Annotated in this window: 26 protein-coding genes; 14 read left to right on the forward strand and 12 right to left on the reverse strand. The window is 57.8% G+C overall.

Translation table 11 applies throughout. The annotated features are described in order from the left end of the window. Nucleotides 1-39 precede the first annotated feature (39 nt). Nucleotides 40-897 carry a nucleoside triphosphate pyrophosphohydrolase gene (gene mazG, locus ACR0D7_RS06790; RefSeq protein WP_480678539.1) on the reverse strand — a complete coding sequence of 286 codons (858 nt, stop codon included), beginning with the start codon at nucleotides 895-897 and terminating at the stop codon, nucleotides 40-42. A 66-nt stretch (nucleotides 898-963) separates the two neighbouring features. Between mazG and ACR0D7_RS06795 the strand changes: the two genes are divergently transcribed. The 4 genes from ACR0D7_RS06795 to ACR0D7_RS06810 all read left to right on the forward strand — a co-directional run bounded on the left by ACR0D7_RS06795 (nucleotide 964) and on the right by ACR0D7_RS06810 (nucleotide 4,591). Then, nucleotides 964-2,127: a M20 aminoacylase family protein gene (locus tag ACR0D7_RS06795; RefSeq protein ID WP_480678306.1), complete on the forward strand. Its 1,164-nt coding sequence runs from the start codon at nucleotides 964-966 to the stop codon at nucleotides 2,125-2,127. A gap of 13 nt (nucleotides 2,128-2,140) precedes the next feature. Beyond that, on the forward strand, nucleotides 2,141-3,109 hold the full coding sequence (gene speB / locus ACR0D7_RS06800; RefSeq protein ID WP_480678307.1) for an agmatinase: 969 nt from the start codon (nucleotides 2,141-2,143) through the stop codon (nucleotides 3,107-3,109). 63 nt (nucleotides 3,110-3,172) lie between these two features. Continuing rightward, entirely contained in the window at nucleotides 3,173-4,120 is a 948-nt protein-coding gene (gene speB, locus ACR0D7_RS06805) for an agmatinase (RefSeq protein ID WP_480678309.1), read from the forward strand. Nucleotides 4,121-4,183: 63 nt separating this feature from the next. After that, nucleotides 4,184-4,591 carry a DUF1499 domain-containing protein gene (locus ACR0D7_RS06810; protein ID WP_480678310.1) on the forward strand — a complete coding sequence of 136 codons (408 nt, stop codon included), beginning with the start codon at nucleotides 4,184-4,186 and terminating at the stop codon, nucleotides 4,589-4,591. On the opposite strand, the gene ACR0D7_RS06815 is transcribed toward ACR0D7_RS06810, so the two are convergent. Next, nucleotides 4,517-4,825 carry a hypothetical protein gene (locus ACR0D7_RS06815; RefSeq protein WP_480678311.1) on the reverse strand — a complete coding sequence of 103 codons (309 nt, stop codon included), beginning with the start codon at nucleotides 4,823-4,825 and terminating at the stop codon, nucleotides 4,517-4,519. The two genes, ACR0D7_RS06810 and ACR0D7_RS06815, sit on opposite strands and share 75 nt — an antisense overlap. Before the next feature lie 57 nt (nucleotides 4,826-4,882). Here ACR0D7_RS06815 and prfA point away from each other — a divergent pair, with 57 nt between their 5' ends. The 3 genes from prfA to ACR0D7_RS06830 all read left to right on the forward strand — a co-directional run bounded on the left by prfA (nucleotide 4,883) and on the right by ACR0D7_RS06830 (nucleotide 7,590). Continuing rightward, nucleotides 4,883-5,938: a peptide chain release factor 1 gene (gene prfA, locus ACR0D7_RS06820; protein WP_480678312.1), complete on the forward strand. Its 1,056-nt coding sequence runs from the start codon at nucleotides 4,883-4,885 to the stop codon at nucleotides 5,936-5,938. Continuing rightward, a complete protein-coding gene (gene prmC / locus ACR0D7_RS06825; protein ID WP_480678314.1) occupies nucleotides 5,935-6,777 on the forward strand; it encodes a peptide chain release factor N(5)-glutamine methyltransferase in 843 nt (280 codons plus the stop codon). Before prfA ends, prmC begins: the two co-directional genes overlap by 4 nt. A 243-nt stretch (nucleotides 6,778-7,020) precedes the next feature. Further along, nucleotides 7,021-7,590, forward strand: coding sequence for a DUF4167 domain-containing protein (locus ACR0D7_RS06830; RefSeq protein WP_480678315.1), 570 nt, complete (start codon nucleotides 7,021-7,023; stop codon nucleotides 7,588-7,590). A 7-nt stretch (nucleotides 7,591-7,597) separates the two neighbouring features. Here the strand turns inward: ACR0D7_RS06830 and ACR0D7_RS06835 are convergent, their stop codons facing one another. From ACR0D7_RS06835 to lptG, 7 genes are all read right to left on the reverse strand, one after another. Next, nucleotides 7,598-8,164 carry a TetR/AcrR family transcriptional regulator gene (locus ACR0D7_RS06835; RefSeq protein ID WP_480678317.1) on the reverse strand — a complete coding sequence of 189 codons (567 nt, stop codon included), beginning with the start codon at nucleotides 8,162-8,164 and terminating at the stop codon, nucleotides 7,598-7,600. 110 nt (nucleotides 8,165-8,274) lie between these two features. Then, complete coding sequence (locus ACR0D7_RS06840) at nucleotides 8,275-8,829, reverse strand: YHS domain-containing (seleno)protein (RefSeq protein WP_480678319.1); 555 nt, start codon at nucleotides 8,827-8,829, stop codon at nucleotides 8,275-8,277. A gap of 162 nt (nucleotides 8,830-8,991) precedes the next feature. Then, nucleotides 8,992-9,834: a 16S rRNA (adenine(1518)-N(6)/adenine(1519)-N(6))-dimethyltransferase RsmA gene (gene rsmA / locus ACR0D7_RS06845; RefSeq protein ID WP_480678321.1), complete on the reverse strand. Its 843-nt coding sequence runs from the start codon at nucleotides 9,832-9,834 to the stop codon at nucleotides 8,992-8,994. Nucleotides 9,835-9,918: 84 nt separating this feature from the next. Continuing rightward, nucleotides 9,919-10,884 carry a 4-hydroxythreonine-4-phosphate dehydrogenase PdxA gene (pdxA, locus tag ACR0D7_RS06850; protein ID WP_480678323.1) on the reverse strand — a complete coding sequence of 322 codons (966 nt, stop codon included), beginning with the start codon at nucleotides 10,882-10,884 and terminating at the stop codon, nucleotides 9,919-9,921. Then, a complete protein-coding gene (locus ACR0D7_RS06855) occupies nucleotides 10,881-12,047 on the reverse strand; it encodes a peptidylprolyl isomerase (RefSeq protein WP_480678325.1) in 1,167 nt (388 codons plus the stop codon). Before ACR0D7_RS06855 ends, pdxA begins: the two co-directional genes overlap by 4 nt. Nucleotides 12,048-12,124: 77 nt before the next feature. Next, nucleotides 12,125-14,287, reverse strand: a complete 2,163-nt coding sequence (locus ACR0D7_RS06860; protein ID WP_480678327.1) for an LPS-assembly protein LptD — start codon at nucleotides 14,285-14,287, stop codon at nucleotides 12,125-12,127. After that, a complete protein-coding gene (gene lptG, locus ACR0D7_RS06865; RefSeq protein ID WP_480678329.1) occupies nucleotides 14,287-15,387 on the reverse strand; it encodes an LPS export ABC transporter permease LptG in 1,101 nt (366 codons plus the stop codon). Before lptG ends, ACR0D7_RS06860 begins: the two co-directional genes overlap by 1 nt. Before the next feature lie 239 nt (nucleotides 15,388-15,626). On the opposite strand from lptG, the gene ACR0D7_RS06870 reads away from it, so the two are divergent. Genes ACR0D7_RS06870 through ACR0D7_RS06880 form a run of 3 tightly spaced genes read left to right on the forward strand, consistent with a single transcriptional unit; the run spans nucleotide 15,627 to nucleotide 18,640 of the window. Continuing rightward, nucleotides 15,627-17,093 carry a leucyl aminopeptidase gene (locus tag ACR0D7_RS06870; protein ID WP_480678331.1) on the forward strand — a complete coding sequence of 489 codons (1,467 nt, stop codon included), beginning with the start codon at nucleotides 15,627-15,629 and terminating at the stop codon, nucleotides 17,091-17,093. Nucleotides 17,094-17,097: 4 nt separating this feature from the next. Further along, the gene (locus ACR0D7_RS06875) at nucleotides 17,098-17,556 is read left to right on the forward strand and encodes a DNA polymerase III subunit chi (RefSeq protein ID WP_480678333.1); all 459 of its coding nucleotides are present in this window, start codon (nucleotides 17,098-17,100) and stop codon (nucleotides 17,554-17,556) included. 37 nt (nucleotides 17,557-17,593) lie between these two features. Then, nucleotides 17,594-18,640 carry an aldo/keto reductase gene (locus tag ACR0D7_RS06880; protein WP_480678334.1) on the forward strand — a complete coding sequence of 349 codons (1,047 nt, stop codon included), beginning with the start codon at nucleotides 17,594-17,596 and terminating at the stop codon, nucleotides 18,638-18,640. Nucleotides 18,641-18,709: 69 nt separating this feature from the next. Here the strand turns inward: ACR0D7_RS06880 and ACR0D7_RS06885 are convergent, their stop codons facing one another. Then, nucleotides 18,710-19,696 (reverse strand): GlxA family transcriptional regulator, encoded by a 987-nt coding sequence (locus ACR0D7_RS06885; protein WP_480678336.1) that lies wholly within the window; start codon nucleotides 19,694-19,696, stop codon nucleotides 18,710-18,712. Between the two features lie 131 nt (nucleotides 19,697-19,827). Between ACR0D7_RS06885 and bcoG the strand changes: the two genes are divergently transcribed. The 4 genes from bcoG to ACR0D7_RS06905 all read left to right on the forward strand — a co-directional run bounded on the left by bcoG (nucleotide 19,828) and on the right by ACR0D7_RS06905 (nucleotide 23,445). Further along, a complete protein-coding gene (gene bcoG, locus ACR0D7_RS06890; protein ID WP_480678338.1) occupies nucleotides 19,828-20,742 on the forward strand; it encodes a 3-dehydrocarnitine:acetyl-CoA trimethylamine transferase BcoG in 915 nt (304 codons plus the stop codon). Between the two features lie 85 nt (nucleotides 20,743-20,827). Continuing rightward, a complete protein-coding gene (locus tag ACR0D7_RS06895; RefSeq protein ID WP_480678340.1) occupies nucleotides 20,828-22,291 on the forward strand; it encodes a carnitine 3-dehydrogenase in 1,464 nt (487 codons plus the stop codon). Next, nucleotides 22,288-23,046, forward strand: coding sequence for an SDR family oxidoreductase (locus ACR0D7_RS06900; RefSeq protein WP_480678341.1), 759 nt, complete (start codon nucleotides 22,288-22,290; stop codon nucleotides 23,044-23,046). Before ACR0D7_RS06895 ends, ACR0D7_RS06900 begins: the two co-directional genes overlap by 4 nt. A gap of 105 nt (nucleotides 23,047-23,151) precedes the next feature. Next, nucleotides 23,152-23,445 (forward strand): hypothetical protein, encoded by a 294-nt coding sequence (locus ACR0D7_RS06905; RefSeq protein ID WP_170572082.1) that lies wholly within the window; start codon nucleotides 23,152-23,154, stop codon nucleotides 23,443-23,445. Nucleotides 23,446-23,517: 72 nt separating this feature from the next. Here the strand turns inward: ACR0D7_RS06905 and ACR0D7_RS06910 are convergent, their stop codons facing one another. Next, on the reverse strand, nucleotides 23,518-23,700 hold the full coding sequence (locus ACR0D7_RS06910) for a hypothetical protein (protein WP_170383013.1): 183 nt from the start codon (nucleotides 23,698-23,700) through the stop codon (nucleotides 23,518-23,520). Nucleotides 23,701-23,785: 85 nt separating this feature from the next. After that, the gene (locus ACR0D7_RS06915; RefSeq protein WP_480678344.1) at nucleotides 23,786-24,652 is read right to left on the reverse strand and encodes a helix-turn-helix domain-containing protein; all 867 of its coding nucleotides are present in this window, start codon (nucleotides 24,650-24,652) and stop codon (nucleotides 23,786-23,788) included. Nucleotides 24,653-24,686: the final 34 nt, after the last annotated feature.

The following is a 24,686-nucleotide window of genomic DNA, read 5'->3' on the forward strand; positions in this document are numbered from 1 at the left end:
GCGGACACTCGCAAGTGTGACCGCGCTTGTCTAGCCGAATTAGGTGTCGGCCACCGCATCCACAGGCGGGAGTTTGCCGTTGGCGCGATGCTCTTCGATCTTCACCTTGTCCCAAAGGGCATCCATCTCGGCCAGATCGCTTTGTGACGGGGTTTTGCCGCGTTCGGCCAACCTGGCCTCGACCTGTTCGAAACGGCGGGTGAACTTGGCATTGGTGCGGCGCAGGGCGGCCTCGGGTTCGATGCCCAAATGGCGGCCCAGATTGACCATCACAAAAAGAAGATCGCCGAATTCATCCTCCAAAGCGTCCGCGTCCATGCTGTCGCGGGCTTCTTCCAGTTCGGCGGCTTCTTCGGTGATTTTGGCGAGTACATGGCTGGCATCAGGCCAGTCGAATCCCACGCGGGCGGCGCGTTTTTGCAACTTGTGGGCGCGCAGCAGGGCGGGCAAGTTGGCCGCAACGCCGTCCAGAGCACCTTTCTGTTCCTTACCCTCGCGCTCGGCAGCTTTGATGGTTTCCCAATCTACCGTCTGCTGTTCTGCGGATTTGTCGCGGGATTCCTCACCGAACACATGCGGGTGACGGGTGACCATCTTGTCCGACATGGTGCGCACCACGTCCTGAAAGCTGAAATGCCCAGCCTCTTCTGCCATTTGCGCGTGGAAAACGGACTGGAACAGCAGGTCACCCAGTTCTCCCTTCAGTTCGTCATAAGCCTCGCGTTCGATGGCGTCGGCGACCTCATAGGCCTCTTCGATCGTATAGGGGGCGATGGTGCCAAAATCCTGTTCTATGTCCCAAGGGCAGCCTGATTGTGGGTCGCGCAGGCGGCGCATGATTTCCAGCAGACGCTCGATACCCGCGTCGCTGTCATGGATCAGAGGATTTTCGGCCATTGCGAACCCTTTCGTTCCGGTGTCAGATGCATCCATTCCGCAGTCAGGATCAGGAGTCCACCCCAGATGCCCGTCGTCAACCGAATTGCCGATTTCTCTGCCGATATGGCCGCGTGGCGGCAGCACTTGCATACGATCCCGGAATTGGAGTTCGAATGCTATGAAACTGCCGCTTTCGTGGCGGATCGTCTTCGCGAATTTGGGGTCGATGAACTGCATGAGGGCATTGCCAAGACAGGGATCGTCGCAATCATCAATGGGCAGGGCGAAGGGCCGACCATTGGCCTGCGCGCGGATATGGACGCGCTGCCGATCCCCGAAGAGACGGGTGTAGAATACGCCTCGAAAAATCCGGGCAAGATGCATGCTTGTGGTCATGACGGGCACACCACGATGTTGTTGGGGGCCGCACGCTATCTGGCTGAGACGCGCAATTTCCGCGGCCGCGTGGCGCTGATCTTTCAACCTGCCGAGGAAGAGGGCGGTGGCGCCGGTGTCATGGTCGAAGAAGGGATTATGGACCGTTTCAACATCTCTCAGGTCTATGCCCTGCACAACGCGCCCGGCTTTGCCGAGGGGGCTTTCTATACCACGCCGGGGCCGATCATGGCAGCGGTTGATACGTTCGAAGTGCATATTCAGGGCGTTGGCGGTCACGGCGCAATGCCGCATGAAACCCGCGACCCGGTGATGGCCGCCTGTGGCATCGCGCAGGCGATCCAGACCATCGTGAGCCGCAATCACTATGCGCTGGACGATCTGGTGGTTTCCGTCACGCAGATTCATACCGGCACGGTGAACAACGTGATCCCGGATACCGCCTTTATCAACGGAACGGTGCGAACCTTTGACCCTTCGGTTCAGAAAATGGTGATGGAACGGATGGAACAGATCGTTCAGGGTCAGGCGACCTCATACGGGGTCGAAGCTCGGCTGGACTATGAGGTGAACTATCCAGCCACGATCAATGACGCGGATAAGGCGGCCTTCGCGGCAGAGGTCGCGCGTGATATTTCGGGCGAAGATCGTGTTACTGCTAGCACCGGACGCGAGATGGGGGCCGAGGATTTTTCATACATGCTGCAGGCCCGCCCCGGCGCCTATCTGTTTCTGGGGCAGGGCGAAGGGGCCGGTTTGCATCATCCGAAATACAATTTCAACGACGAGATCGCGCCGGTGGGGGCGTCATTCTTTGCAAAAATCGTAGAAAAGGCGCAACCGCTGAGTTGATGGGGAGTTAGACATGGCACTGGAAGACGCAAAAAATCAGGTGGACGAAGCGTTCACCAATCCGGACCTAAAAGGGCTGTCCTACGAAAATACCTTTGGCGGTGCGACCTCGTTCCTGCGGCGTCTGTATACCAAGGAACTGAAGGGGGTAGATATCGCAGTGACCGGCGTACCCTTCGATCAGGCGGTGACGAACCGACCCGGCACCCGGCTTGGACCACGTGCGATCCGCGAGGCCAGTACGTTGCAATCGCCGGATGCGCCATATGGCTGGCCCTTTGATGCGCTCAGCGAACTGGCCATCGTGGATTATGGCGACATGGCCTATGATTACGCCAATATCCCGGCCTTTCCGGACACGCTGACCGATCATATCCGCACCATTCTGGCTGCTGACGTGGCGTCGGTTTCCTTGGGCGGAGATCACTACATCAGCTTTCCGATATTGAAAGCATATGCAGAAAAATACGGGCCCATGTCATTGCTGCAATTCGATGCACATACGGACACCTGGGCTGACGATGATATGTCCCGCGTCGACCACGGGACGATGTTCTACAAGGCAGTGAAATCGGGGATCGTAGACCCCAAACGTTCGGTCCAGGTGGGTATTCGCACCCACAATGAGGATACGCTTGGCGTCAATATCATCGACGCGCGCGAAGTTTATGAATCCGGCCCGGCCGCCGTCGCACAAAAGATCAAAGGCATCTTGGGGGACAGTCCTGTCTATCTGAGCTTTGATATCGACGGCCTGGACCCGGCCTTTGCCCCCGGTACCGGCACACCTGTATGGGGCGGGCTGACGTCCATCCAGACGCAGATCATTCTGCGTGACATTGCCGGGATCAACATCAAGGGTGGGGATGTCGTCGAGGTCTCTCCGCCTTTTGATACGTCTGGTGCCACGGCGATTGCAGGAGCGCATGTGGCGACGCAGATCATTTGCCTGTTGGGGTGGAATAAGCTGGGTCAGGATTAACCATTGGTTAGCCATCTTTCCGGTATCTGGTTAACCAAAAGACCGGACGGGAGAAATACGGGCATGACGGACTTTAACCAACCAATCAGCGGCAACGATCTGGCGCGGTTTTCCGGGCCGAACACATTCATGCGCCTGCCGCAGGCGGAGTCGTTGGCAGGGCTGGACGTAGTCGTGCTGGGTATTCCGATGGATATTGGCACCTCGTGGCGGTCGGGCACCCGGTTCGGGCCCAAGCAAATCCGCAGCGAAAGTGCGATGATCCGACCTTATAACATGGCGAATTCGGCGGCTCCTTTCGACAGCCTGCAAATCGCTGATATCGGCGATCTGGCGATCAATACGTTCTCGTTGGCTGATAGTCTCAAGATCATCAAGGAAAGCTATGATGCTATTCTGGCTCAGGGGGTAATCCCAGTGGCTATGGGCGGCGATCACTCGATCACCCTGCCGATCCTAAGGGCTATTTCCGCCAAGCGGGGACCGGTGGCTCTGGTCCACGTGGACGCCCATGCAGACGTGAATAACGAGATGTTTGGTGAAAAGGAAACCCATGGCACGGTTTTCCGTCGCGCCTATGAAGAGGGGCTGATTGTCCCGGATAAGACCTTTCAGATCGGTATTCGCGGCTCGGGTTATGCGGCCTCGGATTTCACCGAGGCAAAGGGCTGGGGCTTTCGGCAGTTCCCGGCTTGGGAGCTGTGGCAGCAGAACCTGACCGAGATTGGCGCGCAGATCCGCAAAACTATCGGAGATCACCCGGTCTATATCTCCTATGACATTGACAGCCTGGACCCGTCCTTTGCTCCGGGGACCGGAACGCCCGAGATCGGAGGGTTGACGACGCCGCAGGCGCTGCAGCTGATCCACGCCCTTAGCGGGATGAATGTGGTTGGATGCGATCTGGTTGAGGTTTCGCCACCCTACGACCCGTCGGGTAACACGGCTTTGACGGCTGCAAACCTGTTGTTCGAGATGCTGTGCATCCTGCCCGGAGTGACGTCGCGATAGGGGCGGCAGCACCTTGTTTGGTGCCTTGTTCCGAATATTGTTCGTGAAAAGGTTGGGTGCGGGATGAAGAAAATGATGCTCTGGCTGATTGTCGGTCTGGTGGTGGCTCTTGGCGCCTATATCCGGCAGGCCCCTACGGATCCCGCTCGATGGCACGTACCACCCGTGGGCAAGGTGGATCGCGATGAAGAGGGCGGAGTTTTTCGAGTAGTGGAAACCGGCCCGGATGGTCTGACGCGTCTGGACGCAATCGCACGCGCAACGCCGCGTACGTCGGTTCTGGCTGGTTCTGTGGATGAGGGGATGGTTACTTACGTCACCCGCACGAAAGTCATTGGATTTCCCGATTATACAACAGCTCACCAGGACGGAGACACCTTGCGTCTTTACGGTCGGCTACGATTTGGCAGGCGTGATTTCGGGGTAAATCGAAATCGTGTTGATGGGTGGTTGTCCGGTCTGAAGCTCTGATGACAAACACCCCTCCTGAACTTCGCGCCACATCGGAACGTTCAGGGACATCTGGCATTGCGCCGTGAACATACGGCCGTCGACCTGCAGGCAGATCATCTCACCCAATTCAACGCGTGTGCCGGATTTGTCAGTGCAATAACAGTCCTGAACCTTGCCGCCGGGGCCGACCACATCGGCTGCGGCGGGGGCTGCGCACAACAGAAATACAAGGGCCATACGTGTCATAAGCATCAGCTTAGCATAGTGACAGCCCTTGACCAAAGCCTCCGATTGAGAGACACCGCGCGGATGATCCCGGAAGAACGCCTTGAACAGATAACCCAGCGATTCCAGTACCTCGAAGCTGCCATGGCCGATGGCGCCTCGGGCGGGGATATCGCGGCATTGGCCAAAGAGTATTCGGATTTGAAACCCGTGGTCGATCAGATCATGGCGTGGCGCCAACTTGTCGGCGATCTGGCCGAGGCAGAAGCGATGCTGGCCGACCCTGATATGAAGGAACTGGCAGAAGAGGAAATCCCCAGCCTTCAGGCCCGCATCCCCGATGCAGAGCATGCGTTGCAACTGGCGCTGTTGCCCCGTGATGAGGCAGACGCGCGCCCCGCGATGCTAGAGATTCGTCCCGGCACTGGTGGCGACGAGGCAGCGCTGTTTGCGGGTGACCTATTGCGCATGTATCAGCGCTATGCCGAAGGGCGCGGCTGGCAATTTGAGGTTATAGAAGAACAAGCCTCTGATCTAGGTGGGGTCAAAGAAGTGGTTGCCCATATCAAGGGCGACAATGTGTTTGCCCGGATGAAGTACGAATCCGGCGTCCATCGCGTGCAGCGCGTGCCAGAAACCGAAAGCGGTGGGCGGATACACACTTCAGCCGCGACCGTAGCGGTTCTGCCCGAGGCCGTGGATGTCGATATCCAGATTGACGCCAATGACATCCGTATCGACACGATGCGCAGTTCAGGCGCGGGCGGGCAGCACGTCAATACGACGGATTCAGCGGTGCGGATCACCCACTTGCCCACCGGACTTGTGGTGACAAGCTCTGAGAAATCGCAACACCGCAACCGTGAGATCGCGATGCAGGTTCTGAAGACGCGCCTCTACGACATGGAACGCCAGCGGATTGACAGCGAACGGTCAGCTGATCGCGCCAGTCAGGTTGGGTCGGGGGATCGCTCTGAACGGATTAGAACCTATAATTTCCCGCAAGGCCGAATGACGGATCATCGCATCAACCTGACACTGTACAAGCTGGATCAGGTGATGCAGGGTGATTTGGACGAAGTGATCGACGCGCTGACCGCAGATGATCAGGCGCGCCTGCTGGCCGAGATGGCACAATGATTGCGGCTCTGACTGCTGCTCAGGCGATGGTGACCGCGACTGCGCGCTTGCGTGCGGCAGGGGTTGAAGACCCGGCACGGGACGCGCGGGTTCTGTTGGCCCACGCTGCGCGGATAGAGGCCAGTCGCGTGACCCTTATCGCACCCGAGGAACTGTCACCCGAAGTTGCCGAACGCTATGATCAACTGATCTCGCTGCGGGCCATTCGTGTGCCTGTGTCGCATTTACTGGGCGAAAGAGAATTCTACGGCCGACGTTTTCGGGTGAGCCGAGATGTACTGGACCCGCGCCCGGAAACCGAAACGCTGATCGAGGCCGCGCTGAGCGAGCCGTTTGATCACGTGTTGGACTTGGGTACTGGTTCCGGCTGTATTCTGATCACCTTGCTGGCAGAACGCACCAGCGCATCTGGCATAGGTGCGGACCTGAGCGAATCCGCTTGTCTGCAGGCCAGCGCCAACGCGGTGCAGCATCAGGTGCAGGGGCGGATCGAGATTCTATGCTCCAACTGGTTCGAAAAAATTGACGGTGAATTTGACCTGATCGTTTCGAATCCGCCATATATTTCGTTGGATGAGATGGCGGAACTTTCCCCAGAGGTGCGCGAGTACGAGCCGCGCATGGCTTTGACTGATGAGGGTGACGGTCTTGGCGCTTATCGTCATATCGCAGCCTCGGCCCCAGATTTCCTGACACCCGGTGGACGTATCCTGGTTGAGATTGGGCCGACACAAGGAAAAAGTGTCGCATCCCTGTTCCAGGCGGCAGGTCTGGTCGAAGCCCGGATCATTCCGGATTTGGACGGGCGGGACCGCGTTGTTTTGGCCAGAAATCCATAGAGACGGTAGTGAGTGAGGCTGAAAAACGCCGATTGATGTAAAAAAGCTGCGAATTTTTGGACAAAGCTCTTGTCTGCGCGCTCTGGACGTGTTTACTCAGAATTAGTCGGAGAGGTTGACGCTGTTTCAGCGGGCCCCTGACGCCAAGCCCAAAAAAGTCGACATCGCGTGACGGCTAAAGCCTTTGAGCAGTGCAGGACGCGACTTTATCGGCACCGAAAGACAAGGCTGACGTAGAGTAAGATGAGATCTTCCAAATCCCGTTCGCGGGCAAAGAACAACCGCAATCGTCCTTCTGGCGGTAACGTCGTAAATCGGGTTTTTGATAGCTCGGGACCTGAAGGTAAGGTGCGTGGTACGCCCCAGCAGATTATTGACAAGTACAACCAACTGGCGCGTGATGCCCAGTTGTCGAATGACCGTGTGGCCGCCGAAAACTTTCAGCAGCACGCCGAGCATTATCTGCGTCTGCTGAGCGAAGCGCAGCGTGAGATCGAAGCCCGCCGCGAAGAGCAGGAACGCCAGAACCGTGAACGCCAGGCTGAACGCGATCGTGAACGCGCCGAGCGTCAGGAACGTGAAGCCGCACGTCAGGCTGATCCGGCAGAAACGCCGCAGCCTGATGTGGTGGATTTTGGTTCCGAACCGGCAACGCCAGACAGCGGACTGGTAGAGACCCCTGAAAGCAAGGGGGCCGAACCCGCACCGGCAGAGCGCAAGGCAAAGCCTGCCCGCAAGCCCCGTGCGCGCAAACCCAAAGCCGAGGCGGCACCTGCGCCAGATGATGGCGATGCGCCTGAGGCGGCGGAATAATCTGAGTTCAGATCAGGTCTGACAGCAGTTCAGACCAATGTTGAAACGATCCTCCCATGCGGCCCATCGCGTGGGAGCCAAAGTACAGCCGCTCCAACGCTGCTGATTTGCGATCCAGTACCTCATCGGGTGCGTCGGGGCGCAGTTCTTTCAGGACCGACCGCAAGGCCAGACGCAAGCGTTCCGACACCCGAGCGCAGCTGGCGGCGCAATCCGGGTCGAACGGGGCCATTTCCACCATCGCGTTGCAGACGAAACAGCCCACTTTGGGCGATGGTTTGTTTTGATGGTTTTCCGTACGCAGAAACATTTTGACCAGCCGGTCCTGCGCAGAACCTTCTGTGGGATCGGTCAAAGCGGCCAGTGAGGCATTCATGCGGGTTTCGGCATAGTGGTCGATAGCTCGTAGATAGACCGCGTGCTTGTCTTGAAATGCCTTGTAGAAAGACCCTCGTGTGAGCGACATTGCATCCAACAGATCGGGCAGATTAGTGCCTGCGTAACCGTGTTCCCAAAAGGCGACCATCGCACCTTCCAGTGCTGTGGTTTCGTCGAACTGTCTGGGTCTGCTCATATTTGTTTTGCACTTGTTACTGACAAGAAGCCACCCGCGTTGAGGCGGGAGGCTTCGGTATAGGTAAGTCTAGGGCGGGTTTTATCCCGCTGCAATTACTGCGGTGCCGATCACGACTCCGGCAGTGGTTGCGGATGGATGTAACCCAGTTCCGGCTTGGCAGAGTGGGGGAAAAATTTGGCCGTACCATCCTGTAGGCCGGAATGAACCTGATCCCAGTTGGCGTGGGTCAGCGGCAGCATATCGTCCTTTTTCGCCAGATAGCGCTCTTTCACTTCTTCCGACCAGTTCAGGTAAAGCTTGTCATCATCAATGAACCAGCCGTTGACGAAATCAACCTCGGCGGCATAGCCATTTGCTACGGCCCAGGAGCACCAGCCATTGTTCTGGGGTGCGTAGGCCTCGGGGTTTTCCTTGAACAGGTTCAGGTTTTCGGCGCTGGAGAACACCCAAACCCGATCTTTGTATTCGGTGCGGTGCTCCATCTTGCCTTTGGCGGGTTTGCCTTCGGTGAAATAGGCCACCATGTCAAAGCCATCCATGGCAATGCCGCGGCTGGTTGAGTTGACCACATGTTCGCTGAGCGCGGTCGATTCAGCCTGTGCTGCGTGTGTTCCGAGGGCCAACGCAATTGCGCAGATCGCACCCGTGAAAAGTTGTTTCATTGTTACTTTCCCTGTTCTGGTTTGTTTGGAACCGATTAGTACACAATAGGGTTCAAGAGGCTGTTCACGATTAGCTCACAACTTTGTCAATATTAACCAATCGTGATATCTGCAGAAATAACAGTGAATTGCAGGATTGGCTGGGGGAAGCCTGGCCGACATTCAGCTCTCTTTTACTGCCCGAGCGAGAGCGCAGAACGATTCGAGCGGGACCTGTTCTGCCCGTTCTGTGGGCTTGATTCCCGCTGCGATCAGGCGATCTTCGATATCCGGTGCGACGCCTTTTAGCGAGGCGCGCAGCATTTTACGACGCTGATTGAAAGCGGCAGCCACAACGCGTGACAGGGTGGCCGCATCCGCTGGATAGCGCGGTTCGGGCAGGGCGGTCAGGTGGACCACGGCGCTCGAGATTTTGGGGGGAGGGGTGAAGGCACCGGGTGGCAGGGACATCGCAATCCGCGCTTCAGCCCGCCATTGGGCCAGGATGGCGAGTCGGCCATAGGCCTTACTGCCGGGTTGAGCCACGATACGCTCGGCGACCTCGCGCTGAAACATCAGGGTCAGGCTTTGCCAGAAGGGCGGCCATTCAGGTGGCGTCAGCCAGCGGACCAGCAATTCCGTGCCCACGTTGTAGGGTAGGTTGGCGGCGACGCGGATCGGTGGCGTCAGGTGCTCCAACGGATTGATTTCAAGCGCGTCGCCATTGATGACCTCAAGCCGACCGGGATAGGCGGCGGCGATATCATTCAAGGCGGCGATGCAGCGGGTGTCCTTCTCGACCGCAACAACCTTGCGCGCCCCTTCAGAGAGAAGTCCGCGGGTCAGACCTCCGGGGCCGGGGCCGATCTCCAGCACGTCGCATTCGGTCAGGTCTCCGGCCTGACGTGCGATCTTGGCGGTCAGGTTCAGGTCCAACAGAAAATTTTGGCCCAGCGATTTGCGCGCCGAGAGCTGATGTGCCGCGATGACTTCGCGCAGAGGGGGGAGATTGTCGATTGCGCTCATGATTTAACTACCGTGGCGCGGTGTGATGGAGCTGCGCCAGTGTTTTTTTGCCTCCGGCGGGGATATTTTCAGCCAGGTGAAGGATCAAGAGCTTTGTGCCATGCGTTGGGCGAGTTTCAGTGCTTGGATCATGCTGGTAGCGGAGGCGATGCCTTTCCCTGCGATGTCCAGCGCGGTGCCGTGGTCTGGGGACGTGCGGATAAAGGGAAGGCCAAGCGTTACATTTACACCTTGATCGAAATCCAAAGTCTTGATCGGGATCAGTGCCTGATCGTGATACATGGCTATTGCAGCATCATAGCGGGCGCGGGCAGCAGCGTGGAACATTGTGTCCGCAGGGTGAGGGCCAGTAACGGTATAGCTATCATTGGGCAGGCCGTCGATTAGAGGCGCAATCCAGTCCAGTTCTTCTTGTCCCATCTTACCGCCTTCGCCCGCGTGGGGATTAAGGCCAGCTATGGCGATACGGGGATGCGTGATGCCGAATTGGCGACGCAAGCCGTCAGCCGTGATCGAGATGGTGTCGCGTAGCAGGTCAGGGGTCAGGGCCGAGGGCACCTCGGACAGCGCGATATGTATGGTCGCCGGAACCACCCGCAACTGATCGCTGGCCAGCATCATCACCACCCGGTCGCGGCCTGCGAGGGCAGCCAGAAACTCTGTATGGCCGGGGTATGAGAAACCAGCCCCGTCAATCAGGGCCTTTTTGTGGATCGGTGCAGTGCAAAGTGCAGAGGCCAAGCCGGATTGTACCAGAGACACGCCTTGTTCAATCGCAGCAATCACCGACGGCGCGTTTTTTAGGTCGGGTCGGCCTGGGACATTAGGGGCGGGGAAGTCCAATTGCAGGATAGGCAGCGCGGTGGCGCTTAGATTAACCGCCTCGGAGGGGTGCGAGATGCGTGCTAAAGGGGTTTCGGGCGGCAAGTGAGCTGCATCACCTATATAAAAGAAGGGACAGCTGCCACGCAGCTCAGACCAGGCTTTGGCTGCGATTTCCGGGCCTATCCCCGCCGGTTCCCCACAACTGACGGCGATCGGAGCATTCATTGCTCGATGATATCTGCTTCGGCGCGCAACTGTGCCAGAAGGCTGTCGGCAAAGGCCGAAAGGCGTTGCTGGGTCAACGCATTGGCCACATCGACGCGTGATGTTTCTTCACCCCGATCACGGGTGCGGGTGCACAGCATCAAAAACTGCAGAGTTTGACCGTTATTTCGGGTCAGCACCGTCGATACTTCGTTGATGTCGAGCTTTGCAAGTTCCAGGGCCACGTCGCGCGGGATTTCAGACGGGCTGGACTGAATTCTCTGCAGAACTTCGGCCGGTTGATCCTTGGCAATGCCATAGAGGTCATCACAGGTGTCAATCTGCTCTTTCAATTTGGCAGCTTTTTCCAGCGCATCGGCGCTCCGACCACCCGGTATATTATAAATCGCGTAGTCAATCTCGGAGAAACTGGGGGTACTCGTCGCGACTTCGCGCAGGCCCCGCATCTGGAACAGCGCGATGGCATTGGGCAGGGACAGTGGTTGCGTTATATCCCCGTTTTTCAAGCCCAGGATTACTGGTTGCAGGGCTGGGGGCAGGCTGGTCAGGTTCAACCAGTCCAGCCGACCGCCGTCGTTTCGCGTGGCAGCCCCGGAATACTGTGTGGCTGCTGCTGCGAATGCGTCATAGCCTTCAAGCCGGGCGATTTCCTCCGCCAGAAGTTCGGCTTGTGCCACGGTCTGCTGATTGACGGGAATGATGATCTCGGACAACAGAACCTGCAGACCGCCCCCACCGGATTGCCCCAAAGCCCGGTTTATCTCATCTTCCGTCGGGCGTGCCTGTGATAGGTAACGGGCGCTTACATAGTCGCGCCACGAAACCTGATCGGCCACGAAATCGCGGACGGTTTCGCGGTCAACTCCCTGATCTGCCAGCAATTGTAGAAATTGCTCTGCCGACAGCTGTCCTCGTGAAGCAAGCTCGTCGATGCCCACCTGAATATCTTCTTGAGCCGCCCTGATTCCAGCCTCGCGCATGACTTGACGGCGTAACCGCTCGTCAATCAGGGCGTTGCGAACTTCGTTCTCGGATGAGCCGGGTGCCCCCAAAGCACTCAGGAACTGCTGACGCTGATTCAGCTCGTACCAAGTGATAATATCCTGATTTACCTTGATCGCCGGAGAGAACAGGCTCTGAGCACCTGCCTGAGGTGCTGTCATGACCAACATTGCCCCAACCAGCGCAGGGACGATCGGTTTAAGCCAACCGGAGCGGAGGAAACTGGTGAAACCTGAAATCAACTGCATCTTCTCTTGTATTGTTGGCCGCCACTTTTAACGGAGTAACCCGTCAAGGCTACGGTAAAGCCGAATTCTGTCGAAGGCTCAATACTTGATGACGAGGTAAAGCGCCTGCTGACGTTCATGTTAACCTGTACGCATTCATTCTGATACGTAACCCCAAAACCATATCGGATCGGTTCCGACTCAGCGAGGTCATAACGCGCAAGCGCCCGAGTGTTCCAGTTCTGATCGACTCTGTACCGTCCGGTCAATCGTATTTCTGAAGTCTCGTCATCCAAGTTTTCTGCGGGGTCTGGCTCTTGCCACAGATAGCTTCCGGTGATGCCAGCTGTTTCTTGTTGCCAGCCTGCCCGTAGTTCGGCTTTGGCAAAACTGAAATCCCCGTTCAGCAGGCCGCGCCCAGCTGCTGTCCAGCCGTTATTGGTCTGAATTTGCCCAGCCAGCAGCAAGTCGGAAACCGTGCCTTGCAGGCCCGAGGTCCGATTGAAATTTGGATCCGCATTAGTGCGAAAGACCTGACCGATGGTGGCCAGGGCACGCCATTTGCCTGCAGCATAGCGGGACCAATTGACTCCTATGACACCGGTCAGGCCGTCTTCTCGCTGATCTGGCGCGGGAAAACGAGAAAGGGACAACAGATTGCCCTGATCGAATTCCTGAAACGTGCTTTCCTCATTTGGAACATTGTCATCAGACACATGGGTCCAGCCAATTTGGGCTATTGGTTCCAGAATCTGGGTCGCCCCTGAGACCTCTCGCTTGCGCAAGGGATAGCGCAATGTCAACGCGAGGCGAGGGGTAGTCCGGGTTACCTCTTCGGGGAACTCGCTGTCATGGCGAATGTCGAACGTATCCAGCGAAGCGCCAGCCCGGAATTCGGCCCGCAGGCCCGACGTGAAGGTCCAGTTGCGCAGCCATTCCGCATCGAAGGTCGCACGAGCAATGTCGCGCCCAACGATGTCTTCGTCACTGGTGCGCTCATGCGCATGAGTGACAAACCCAAGCCGAACTTCGCCCCCGATCACCGTTGGGAACAGGCGTTTTTGATAGTACAAGTCGAATATCCGCGACGGGATTTCATCCTGTTCTTCACTGTCGCGCAGAGTTTTGTAGTGGATAAAGCTGGTGCGGAACGCCGTGTCACGCTTGACCCTCTCTAACGCGATTTCGCTGCGCAAGCGGTCAAGGTCTGGCAGGCCATAGTCAGCAAGATAGGCATCGTCAGAGGTGGTTTTTATGTCAAATGTGAACCGGAAATCGTTCTGAAGATTGAACCAGCCGTCTGCAAACAGATACCCGCGGTCCTCATCCGGCTGCAGATCGTCCTGCGTATAGGCACCTTCAAGTTGGATGCGACCGTTTTTGAAAGCCTGACGGTAACGCAGTCCAAGTGTTTTAGTCTTGGATGAGACGTAGGGCGTCAACGTCAGATCCTTATGATCACCCAGCTTGATGAAGTACGGTACCTGAAGACCGGTTTCCAATTGCGACGTGGTCCGCACCGACGGCACCAGAAACCCGGTGGCTCTTTCCAGTGTCGGATCAGGTAATCGCAGGTAGGGCAAGTACAGGACGGGTACATCCAGCACCCGGAATTGCGCCCCTTCGAAATACAGTTGTCGTTCCTGTTGATCATGCGTGACCTTGCGCGCACGGATTTGCCAAAGAGGCGGTTTCCCACTGGCACAGACGTGGCATGAGGTGGCTGACACTTTACTGAACTGCGTGTATCGGCCCCCGGCGCGCGTGGCTTGGACCGAGGCGATCTGCACCTGCTGTTCAAACACCATCCGCGCGCCGATCAACAATCCGTTCTGAAGGCCATCGTCCAATTCGGCAGAATCCGCCAGAACCGTTGTCTCTCCACCCTGATCAATTCTGACCGGCCCTTCCAAAGTCAGCGCGCCAGTTTCGCGGTCAAAAGTGATACGGTCCGCAGTCAGTTTGACGTCGCCCTGAAAGGCCTCGACATTGCCTTCTGCCACCAAGACACGATCTGGAGTGATAAAAACCTTATCCGCGACTAACAGGGCGGGTTGATCTTCCTGCTGCGAGCCTTGCGCCGGGGCGGGGGCAGGCTGGCTCTGTGCTGTGGCACCCGTCGACAGTGCCAGTGCTACTGCGCCGGACAGCAAAAGGCTGGAAATGATCCGCATCAGCCGTCCTCCGCGTGGAGCAACAAACCGAGCGACAGAAGAATGGCTGCAAAGGGCGGCGCCCAAGCCGCGACCAAGATAGGCAATTGACCGTTTTCCCCGAGTATTTGGGCGAAATTGCGAACAAAATAGATGGCGAACCCCAGCAGAACAGCTGACAGCACAGCAATTCCCGTGCCACCAAAACGAACATGGCGCATGGTGAAAGCGGCACCAATCATGACCATCGCCGCCAGGAAGAGGGGGCGCGCAAGCTGCACTTGCAGCCAAACCTCATATTGTTTGGTGGAAAATCCAGCCTCTCGAAGATCGCGGATCAGCTGAGGAAGATCGTAGACAGAAACCGAATTCTGTTGGCCCAGCGTGTCCAGAATACGCTGGCGTGTCAGCGTGGTGGGAAGTTCTATCTGCTCGTGTGTTTTAGCGCTGGTCTCTGGGTTCACATCTTCGGCCAAAGGCCAGATTTTCGCATTGTGCAGAATCCAGGAGCCATTCGACAGCTGTGCCCTGTCAGCCGTGATCTGTTGCGTTGGCTTGCCTTCCATGGAAAACGAAACGATCGTTACGCCGGTTAGTTCCAAGGCGTCGGCATTTGTTGTGCCGCGGGCGTGAATAACCGATTGCCCATTTTCCGACCCCTGCCGCAACCATAGCCCTTCGCTGGTAATCGACAGCGCAGAATTGCCTCTGTTTTTGTAGGTATCGGACAGACGTCGGAATTCCTCGGATGTTGCTGCGCTAATAGGGTTTAGCAGGACTACGGCCAAGGCCCCGATAATCAGCGCCAATGTGATCGGGGCCAACAGCGCCCGTATTCCTGACCGTCCGATGGCGCGTGTCACCACCAGTTCAGAACTTCGCGCCAGCCCGATGAACAGTGCGATTGTGGACAGGATGACCAGAAGTGGAAGCATTTCGCTGATGGCTGCGGGTGTGTTGAGCAGTGTCAGGTGCAACAGCTTGCCGAACGATAGATTTTCCGAGTCGAACCGGCGGGCCTGTTCAACTAGGTCAATCAGAATCAGCAAGGCCAGAAAGATGCCGCCAATGACCAGAAAGCTTTGCATGAACCGGCGGGCGAAATAGCGGTCGAGGATCACGGGTAACCCTCCATCCCGGCAGTGTAGGTGGGGAATTGGGCGGTTTTCAGGTTTTGATTGCCTTCGCCTGCGCAACTGCGCTTCGGCTTATGCCTGCCCTGTCTCGCCAATTCGTTCTCTCCCGATCCGGTCGGTTTTTTTGGGGACTTTAATGCAATTGGCGGGCGGGGAAAACTGCTATCTGGTAAAGCCGCGCGGCGCGGGCTAGGTCTTGGGGAACAGATTTTGAGGAGTTCGCAATGAGCAGTCTTGTACCGATCCGTTTTCAGCCCTTTGATGCAGACGCCATGGCGCAGGCCGAGGGGCGGGTGGCAGTGATCATCCCCTCTGACGGTAAGATGAGCCCCGCGGTGCGCCGGGCCAACCGCCTGACCCGCGGCGCAGTGGTTCGACTGGTCGAAAGCCCACGTTTTGAAAAGGTCAAGACAGGTGAAGTGATTTCATTGGCTTGGCCTGGCGGCATGGCGGCCGAGGCACTGGATATCGTGATCCTGCCGCGCCGCCCCGAACCCGCCGAAGCGCGTAAGGCTGGTGCCGCGCTGGCCAAATTGGCGGGTGGTAAGGACATGCTGGTAATGGCAGGCAATCAGGTGCGGAGCGAGGATCTGGCAATGGGCATCGCCCTGCGCAGCTATGACTTCGATGCGCATAAAACCAAGGAAGCGGACGTGGCAGGCACCGTGACCATCAGCCACCAGAAAGCGGATGAGGTCGAAGCGGCCTTTGCCCCGCAATATGCAGTGGCTGACGGCGTGCGGATGACCCGCGATCTGACCAACGAACCCGCGAACGTGCTGACCACAACCGAATTCGCCGACCGTCTGGCCGAGATGAAAGAGCTGGGTCTTGAAGTCGAGGTTCTGGAAGAGGATAAGCTGGAAGAGCTGGGCATGCGCACGCTGTTGAGCGTCGGGCAGGGTTCGGTCAGCCCGTCGAAGGTTGTGGTGATGCAGTGGAACGGCGGCGACAAGAACGACGCGCCGCTGGCCTTGGTCGGCAAGGGCGTGGTTTTTGATACCGGTGGTATCTCGCTGAAGCCTGCGGGTGGTATGGAAGACATGACAATGGACATGGGCGGCGCGGGCGTCGTTGCAGGCACCATGCGCGCGCTTGCCAAGCGCAAGGCCAAAGCCAATGTTGTCGGTCTGGTTGGTCTGGTCGAGAATATGCCGTCGGGCAACGCCACCCGTCCGGGCGATGTGGTTAAGTCGATGAAGGGCGACACGGTCGAGATCATCAACACCGATGCCGAAGGCCGTTTGGTTCTGTGCGACGTGATGTGGTATGCACAAGAGCGGTTCAAGCCCGTTGGCATGATCGACCTTGCCACTCTGACTGGGGCGATCATCATCGGTCTGGGGCATGAGAATGCGGGTGTCTTCTCGAACAACGACACGTTCTGTGATGCCTTCCTGAAATCGGCCAGGGCCGAGGATGAAGGCGCGTGGCGAATGCCATTGGGCGAGGCTTATGACAAGCAGCTGAAATCGCGCATTGCGGACATGAAGAATGTTGGTGGCCGCCCGGCCGGTTCGATTACAGCAGCGCAGTTTCTGCAGCGTTTCGTCAAAGAGGAGACACCGTGGATTCATCTGGATATCGCGGGTGTGGCCTCGGTCTCGTCCGAAACGTCCTATGCGCCCAAAGGGGCCACAGGCTGGGGCGTTCGCGCGCTGAGCCGCATGGTTCAGGATCACTTCGAGTAGTCCGATGGGTGCCGTCTATTTCTACCACCTGACCCGTCAACCGTTGGAGCTTACTTTGCCGGTTTTGCTGGATAAGGCGCGGCAGGCCGGGTGGAAGATTGCCGTGCGGGGTACCGATCCCGCGCGGATGGACTGGCTGGATGAGAAACTGTGGCTGGGGCCCGACGATGGGTTCCTGCCACATGGCCGCGAAGGCGGTCCGTATGACGCGGCACAGCCCATTTTGCTGACGACAGGGCCGGAGGCAGCTAACCAACCCGCGTGTGTAATGGCCGTTGATGGCGCGCAGGTGGACCCTGAGGAAGTCACTGCACTGGAACGTGTTTGCATCCTGTTTGACGGCAATGACGATCTGGCCGTTCAGCACGCACGTGTACAGTGGAAAGCGCTGACAGGCGCGGGGTGCTCGGCGCAGTACTGGTCTGAGGAATCGGGTCGGTGGGAGAAAAAGGCCGAGGCGTAAAACTCTGACCTCAAAGCAACTCTCAGGAGAATGATGGATGGAAATGAAGCCCCTGGGCCGCACTGGGATCATGGTGAGCGATCTGTGCTTGGGCACAATGACCTTTGGGACACAAACCTCTGAGGCCGACGCGCATACTCAGATGGATATGGCGTTGGACTCCGGGATCAATTTTGTCGACGCGGCCGAGATGTACCCGGTGAACCCGATCTCAAAAGAGACAGTAGGGCGGACCGAGGAGATTCTGGGCAACTGGAATGCGGCCAATGCGGCGCGTCGGGGCGATTATATACTGGCCACCAAACATTCCGGTGCGGGATTTGCCCACGCTCGTGACGGTGCACCGATCTCAGCGCAGACGATCCCGAAGGCCATCGAAGGCTCGCTGCGCCGGTTAAAGACAGATTGCATCGATCTCTATCAGTTCCACTGGCCCAATCGCGGCAGCTACATGTTCCGGCAGAACTGGAACTATGTGCCATCAGGGCACAACACCAACGAAGTTCTGGACAACATGCAAGAGTGCCTTGAAGCGCTGCAGGGTCAGGTGGACAAGGGCAATATCCGCGCTTTTGGCCTGTCCAACGAAAGCGCGTGGGGTACAGCGCAATGGCTGCGGATTGCCGAGCAAATGGGTGCGCCGCGGGTGGCATCGGTGCAGAACGAATATTCGCTGCTGTGTCGGCATTTCGATACGGATATGGCCGAGCTTAGTGTACACGAGGATGTGGGGTTGATGGCCTTTTCGCCTTTGGCTGCAGGGTTCCTGACTGGCAAGTACCAGGGTGGGGCGGTTCCTGAAGGCTCACGCATGTCATTGGTGGCCGAGATGGGTGGGCGCACAGGTCCCCGCGTTTTTGAGGCGGTGGCAGCGTATTTGGCGATTGCCGAACGTCATGGGTTAGATCCGGTACACATGGCGTTGGCCTGGTGCCGGTCACGGGCGTTTATGATGTCGGCCATATTCGGCGCAACCTCGGTTTCGCAATTGGAGCATGTTCTGGCTGGAAAGGACCTGAGGTTGTCGGATGAGGTTATTACCGAAATCGGTCAGGCGCATCGCGCGCATCCGATGCCGTTTTAGGGGGCTCTACCCCCGTCGCGCTTTGCGCGTCTCCCCCGGGATGTTTCGGGCCAGATGAAGTGGATCCGATCAGTGATGAGTGGGGTGCGCGCGCTCGTGCCTCAGGTCGCGTGCCGATAGGCCGTGGGCCGTGCGGAAGGCGCGTGCGAAGCTGGATTGCGAGGCGAACCCAGTAGCAAGTGCAACATCCATCAGAGGCATGTCGGTGTCTGTAACCAGACGGCGGGCTTCGGCCAGGCGCAGTTGCAGATAGTGGTCCTGTGGCGTGGTGTTTAGGCGCAGGCGGAACTGTTGTTGCAGTGTGCGTGGGCTGGTGCCTAGCGTCTCGGCGATGTCGACCAACGGCAGGGGTTCATCGAGAGACGTTTCCATGAGAGCGTTGGCTTTGGCGGTGAGCGCGGTGTGACGGTGCGGGGCGCCAGTGCGACTTTGGGGCTTTGTGGGTTCCGGCGCGCCGTCGTATAGGAACAGGCCGGACACTCGCGCGGCGAAACCAGCGCCGTGGCGCGCGGCGATGATATGCAGCATCATTTCAACCGCCGGAATCGCGCCTCCGGAAGTCAGACGGTTGCCCGACACGGTAAAGCGGTCTGGGCGCACGTCGACATCGGGGAAGCGGGCGGCAAAATTGTCCAGGTCTTCCCAGTGGGTGGTGGCGGCGTGGCCGTCCAGTAGGCCAGCTTCGGCCAACAACCATGGCCCTCCGTCGATACCGGCCATGGTGGCACCTGTACTTGCGATACGGCGTAAGCCAGCCAGAAGGCTAGGTGTTGCGTGGCGGGCCAGTTGGAACCCGGCGATCACGATCATCAGGTCGCAGCCTTGTAGTCTTGCCAAAGGGATGCCCGGCACATTCAGCGCGCTGGTCAGCATCGCCGGTTCTGTTGTGGCGGTCACATAATCCCAGTCAAACGCCGGACGATCAGCCAGACGGTTGGCCGCGCGCATCGGATCAACGGCCGACGCGAAGCTAAGCGTGTTGCATTCATCCAGCACCAGCACGGCCGTTTTCAGGGCGCGATGTTCGGGTTGGAGTATGTTTTTTGCGGATTTCATCAAGTTCGATTCGCATTCTGGCAAGTGTTTCCACAAGGCTGCGTCAGAGTCGCGGGTAACGCAAATCGGAATCCGGGGAGAAGCCTGGGGAAAACTCACGGCAAAACCGGGTATAACTTGGGGAAAACGCAATGCCTCTGGAAATGAACCGCGACGTCTTTATCACTTGTGCTGTCACCGGCTCGGGCGGAACGCAGGATCGCAGCCCGCATGTGCCGCGCTCACCAAAGCAAATTGCCGACAGCGCAATCGCTGCGGCCAAGGCCGGGGCGGCCGTGGTTCATTGCCATGTGCGCGACCCCGAAACCGGCGTGCCGAGCCGGCAGCTGGACTACTACCGTGAGGTGACGGATCGCATCCGCGATGCCGATGTCGATGTTGTTTTGAACCTGACCGCCGGAATGGGCGGGGACATCGTTTTCGGCGGCGTCGAAACCCCGTTTCCGGTGGCCGAAGGCACTGACATGATTGGGGCATCCGAGCGTGTGGCGCATATTGCCGAGTGTCTGCCCGAGATTTGCACACTCGATTGTGGCACGATGAATTTTGCTGAGGCTGACTATGTCATGACCAACACCCCTGGCGCGCTGCGGGCGATGGGGCAAATGATGACCGATATGGGCGTGAAGCCCGAGGTTGAAGCCTTTGACACCGGTCATCTTTGGTTTGCCAAGCAATTGGTAAAGGAAGGGATTCTGGAGCCCAACGCACTGGTGCAGCTATGCATGGGTGTGCCGTGGGGCGCGCCGGACGATCTGAACACCTTTATGGCGATGGTGAACAACGTGCCGGACGACTGGACGTTCAGTGCGTTTTCATTGGGACGAAACCAGATGGCCTATGTGGCGGCCACGGTGCTTGCGGGCGGCAATGTGCGTGTTGGGCTGGAAGATAACCTGTGGTTGGACAAGGGCGTGCTGGCTGAGAACTGGCAGCTGGTGGAGCGCGCGGGGACCATAATCGAGAACATGGGGGCCCGGGTGATCGGGCCGCAGGAAGTGCGTGAGAAATTGGGGCTGGTGAAGCGGGCTCCGGCAGCGAAGTGAGCAATGAGCGGATTGGGGGCCAGCCCCCAAACCCCTAAAGTATTGGGAAAAAGATGAAGATTTCGTGTGGAGCGCGTGAAGAGCAATGAAAACAGCAGCAATCATCGGGGGTGGTGTGATTGGCGGAGGGTGGGCCGCTCGGTTCCTGCTCAACGGCTGGAACGTGCGGGTGTTCGACCCGGACCCGGAGGCCGAGCGCAAGATTGGTGAAGTACTGGACAATGCCCGCCGGTCGCTGCCGGGGTTGAGTGATGTTCCTTTGCCGCCCGAAGGGGCTCTGACGTTCCATGAAGAAATGGCCGATGTGGTGCGGGGCGCCACGTGGATTCAGGAAAGCGTGCCGGAACGTCTGGACCTGAAGCTGAAGGTCTACACGGGCCTGCAGGAGGCGTGCGATCCTGACGCGATCATCGGATCCTCGACCAGTGGGTTCAAACCATCCGAGTTGCAGGACGGCGCGCTGCGTCCTGAACAAATCGTGGTGACGCATCCGTTCAACCCGGTCTATCTGCTGCCGTTGATCGAATTGGTGCCAACCGACAAGAACCCGCCCGAGATGGTAGAGCGTGCGCAGGCGTTGTTGAAATCGGTTGGCTTTTTCCCTTTGCATATCAAGAAAGAAATCGACGCGCATATTGCTGATCGGTTCCTCGAGGCCGTCTGGCGCGAGGCGCTGTGGCTGGTCAAGGACGGAATCGCCACAACCGAAGAGGTCGACGAGGCGATCCGCATGGGCTTTGGCATCCGCTGGGCTCAGATGGGTCTGTTCGAAACCTACCGAGTGGCGGGCGGCGAGGCCGGGATGCGGCATTTCATGGCACAGTTCGGACCGGCCTTGAAATGGCCCTGGACCAAGCTGATGGATGTGCCCGAGTTTACCGATGAGCTGGTCGACATGATCGCGGATCAGTCGGATGCGCAGTCCGGTATGCATTCGATCCGTGAGTTGGAGCGTATTCGCGACAACAACCTCGTGGGTATGATGCGTGCGCTTAAGGCACAGAATTACGGGGCGGGGGCGGTTCTGAACCAGCATGACGATATGCTGAAACCCGGCGCGTTGCCCACGCTGGAACAGGCAGACCTGAGCAAGCCGATCCTGACACTGTCCCGCGCGGTGCCTCTGGACTGGACTGACTACAATGGGCACATGAACGAGGCGAAATACGTAGAAGCGTTTGCAGCTTCAACAGACCGGTTCATGGAAGTCATCGGGTGTGACGCTGACTATATCTCTTCGGGCGGCAGCTATTTCACTGCTGAAAATCACATCCGATATATTGATGAGGCACATGCGGGTGCGAAGATCGAAGTGCGCACGCAGATGTTGCTGGGGCAGGGCAAGAAACTGCACCTATTCCACAGCATGTATGAGGCCGAGAAGTTGTTGGCCACTGGCGAAAGTTTCCTGCTGCATGTCAGCCTCGAAACCCGCCGCCCCAGCGCGCCTTCGCCTTCAATTGAGGTGGCAATGGCGCGAATCGCCGAGGCGCAGGCGGGGTTGGCCTATCCCGAAGGCGCGGGCGCTGCGATCCGCAAGCCGACATGACTCGGCGCGTTTTGATCACGGCGGGCGCCTCGGGTGTGGGGCGTGCCATGGCCGACGCGTTTGATGCTGCCGGGTATAGTGTCTGCATTACCGATATTGACGAGAACGCATTGCGGTCCGCTCCTGTGCATTGGTCGCGCCACTGGGCAGACGTGTCCAGCGAATCTGATATGAGCGCCATCTTCCAGGCTATTGAGGCTGAGGGTGGTCTGGACGCGCTATGCGCCAATGCCGGGATTGCGGGCCCGACGGATGCGATTGAAGACGTCGAATTGTCGGACTGGCGATCCTGTATAGCGGTCAATCTGGACGGGGCCTTTCTGGCCGCAAAACACGCCGTGCCTTTGATGAAAGCCGCAAAGGCGGGCAGTATTATCCTGACCTCATCGACGGCGGGGCAATTTGGCTATCCGTATCGTGCGCCTTATGCGGCGGCGAAATGGGCGGTAATTGGCTTGATGAAAACACTGGCGATGGAGCTTGGCCCACACGGTATCCGAGCCAATGCTATTTGCCCCGGTGCTGTCGAAGGGCCGCGGATGGAGGGTGTGCTGCAACGTGAGGCCACCGCCAAGAATATGAGCCGAGATCAGGTCTATGCGGGTTATGCCTCGGGCACCTCGATGGGGCGATTTGTCGAAGGTAAAGACATTGCAAATATGGCCGTTTTCCTCGCCTCGGATGCGGCGCGGTTGGTTTCAGGGCAGGTGATCGCGGTGGATGGGCATACGGTAAACCCGGACCCCAAACTTTGAACCGTTGTCTGTTCGAATAAATCTGAAAAATTGAATTTTTCACCAAAATTTGGTAAATAAATCGGTGTTTGAAGAAAGTATTCTAAACAATTGTTGGGGGTAACTATGCAAAAAGTTTTGTTTTTTGCCGTAGGTATTGCGGCGATTTCTGCGACCACAGTCTTAGCAGGAAGCGGTAAGCAACCACCGGGCAAGCGTGCCGGAGGAAGTTGGGGCGACGTGACTGCAGAGGCGGTTGAAGGTGGATTTCCGCAGGGCGAACATGCTTCGGATCCGTCCGGAGACGGGCATGGGCCGGGTACAAATGATGAACCCCGCGCCGGTTTAGCAAATGCCGGCGGAAAACGCGGAGATTTGTCGAACACAATGGATGCTCTGGGTTTGAACACCAGCGACTGATAATCTGTGTTTGTGGTAACTAAACTAGGATAACCGGCGCAAAATCTGCTCCGGTTTTCTTAATTGCGAGACCTATGCCTGATTAGGTCCGCGCATCTGGCGGATAGTCTGACGGACCGCCTGCCAGTCTTTTGCTTCCTGCAGGTTTCCAGCGGCTTCGCATTCGCGCTCTTTCTGCGCGGCTTCTGCTTCGGCCCGGTCGCCATGTGCGGTGTACAATGCCCGTGCGTATTGAGCCGTTTGTAGTGCGTCCATTTCCGTCTTCCTCCCTCTGTGATCGGAATACCCAAAAAAGGTTCGCGCCGATCGACGATACCATAAGTTTTCTGTCTGTGCATCCTTAGCGGTTGGAAATCTCTGATCGAAGCTGTCTTAGACGGTCGGGAAATTCACGTGCGGTAACATCCGCCTCGCGTACCAAACGATCGAATTGGCGGGTGAAGGTCTCGATCCGGTCACGGTCGCGGAAAGCCATATAGTGGCTGCCAGCGTAGAATACACAGAGCAAAGGGCCGAAAATGGTGACTGGAGCGGAATAGAGCCGTTTCGCATCAAACAGATAGATTCGAAGACGGGGGTAAAGCTGCTCGCAAATCTCCAACAAGTGGTCGATCTGCTCTAGCCTGATTTTGGGGCATAGCCCTTCGTAATACCCGGTGGCCTGAGCAAAGCTGTCGATTTCATAGAGCGGCATGGCAATTTCATAATCTGATTGCGCACTGCGCATCCATTTCAACCGGTCCGCCGAGGCGCCAATAGCCTGATCCGCAGTACGCCCCAAATGTGGCGCATATTCCCATTCCAGTACCGTGTGGGTCTTTAACATATCTGGCAAAGTGGCTGGAACATAACGGATTTTATATCCCGCGGCTTCCTGGTGCCATTCGAAGATTCGTTCATCCACCAGCGCGCGGGGGGCTTCGGTCATTGTCAGAGAACTGGCCAGTAATTCAGCCGCGCTTTCCGGCCGATTTGAAAGACTAAGCAACCAGTCCGCAGACACACCAAGGGCTGTAGCACATCCGCCAACCACATGTGCATTTGGCAAGCGCGCCCCTTCATCCGTCAAAAGTTGTGATACTGTCGAGCGGTCCACACCGATGGATCGGGCAAGCGCGCTTTGGCTGACGTGACGCTCCTCCATCGCGCGGGCCAGACGAAGGCGGAACTGTGCCGCTCGGTCTCGTTTGTCAATTTTATCCTGCATATGTTTTGAAATATCACAGATGATGAATTTTGTT

Source organism: Ruegeria sp. BB7 (assembly GCF_056539365.1).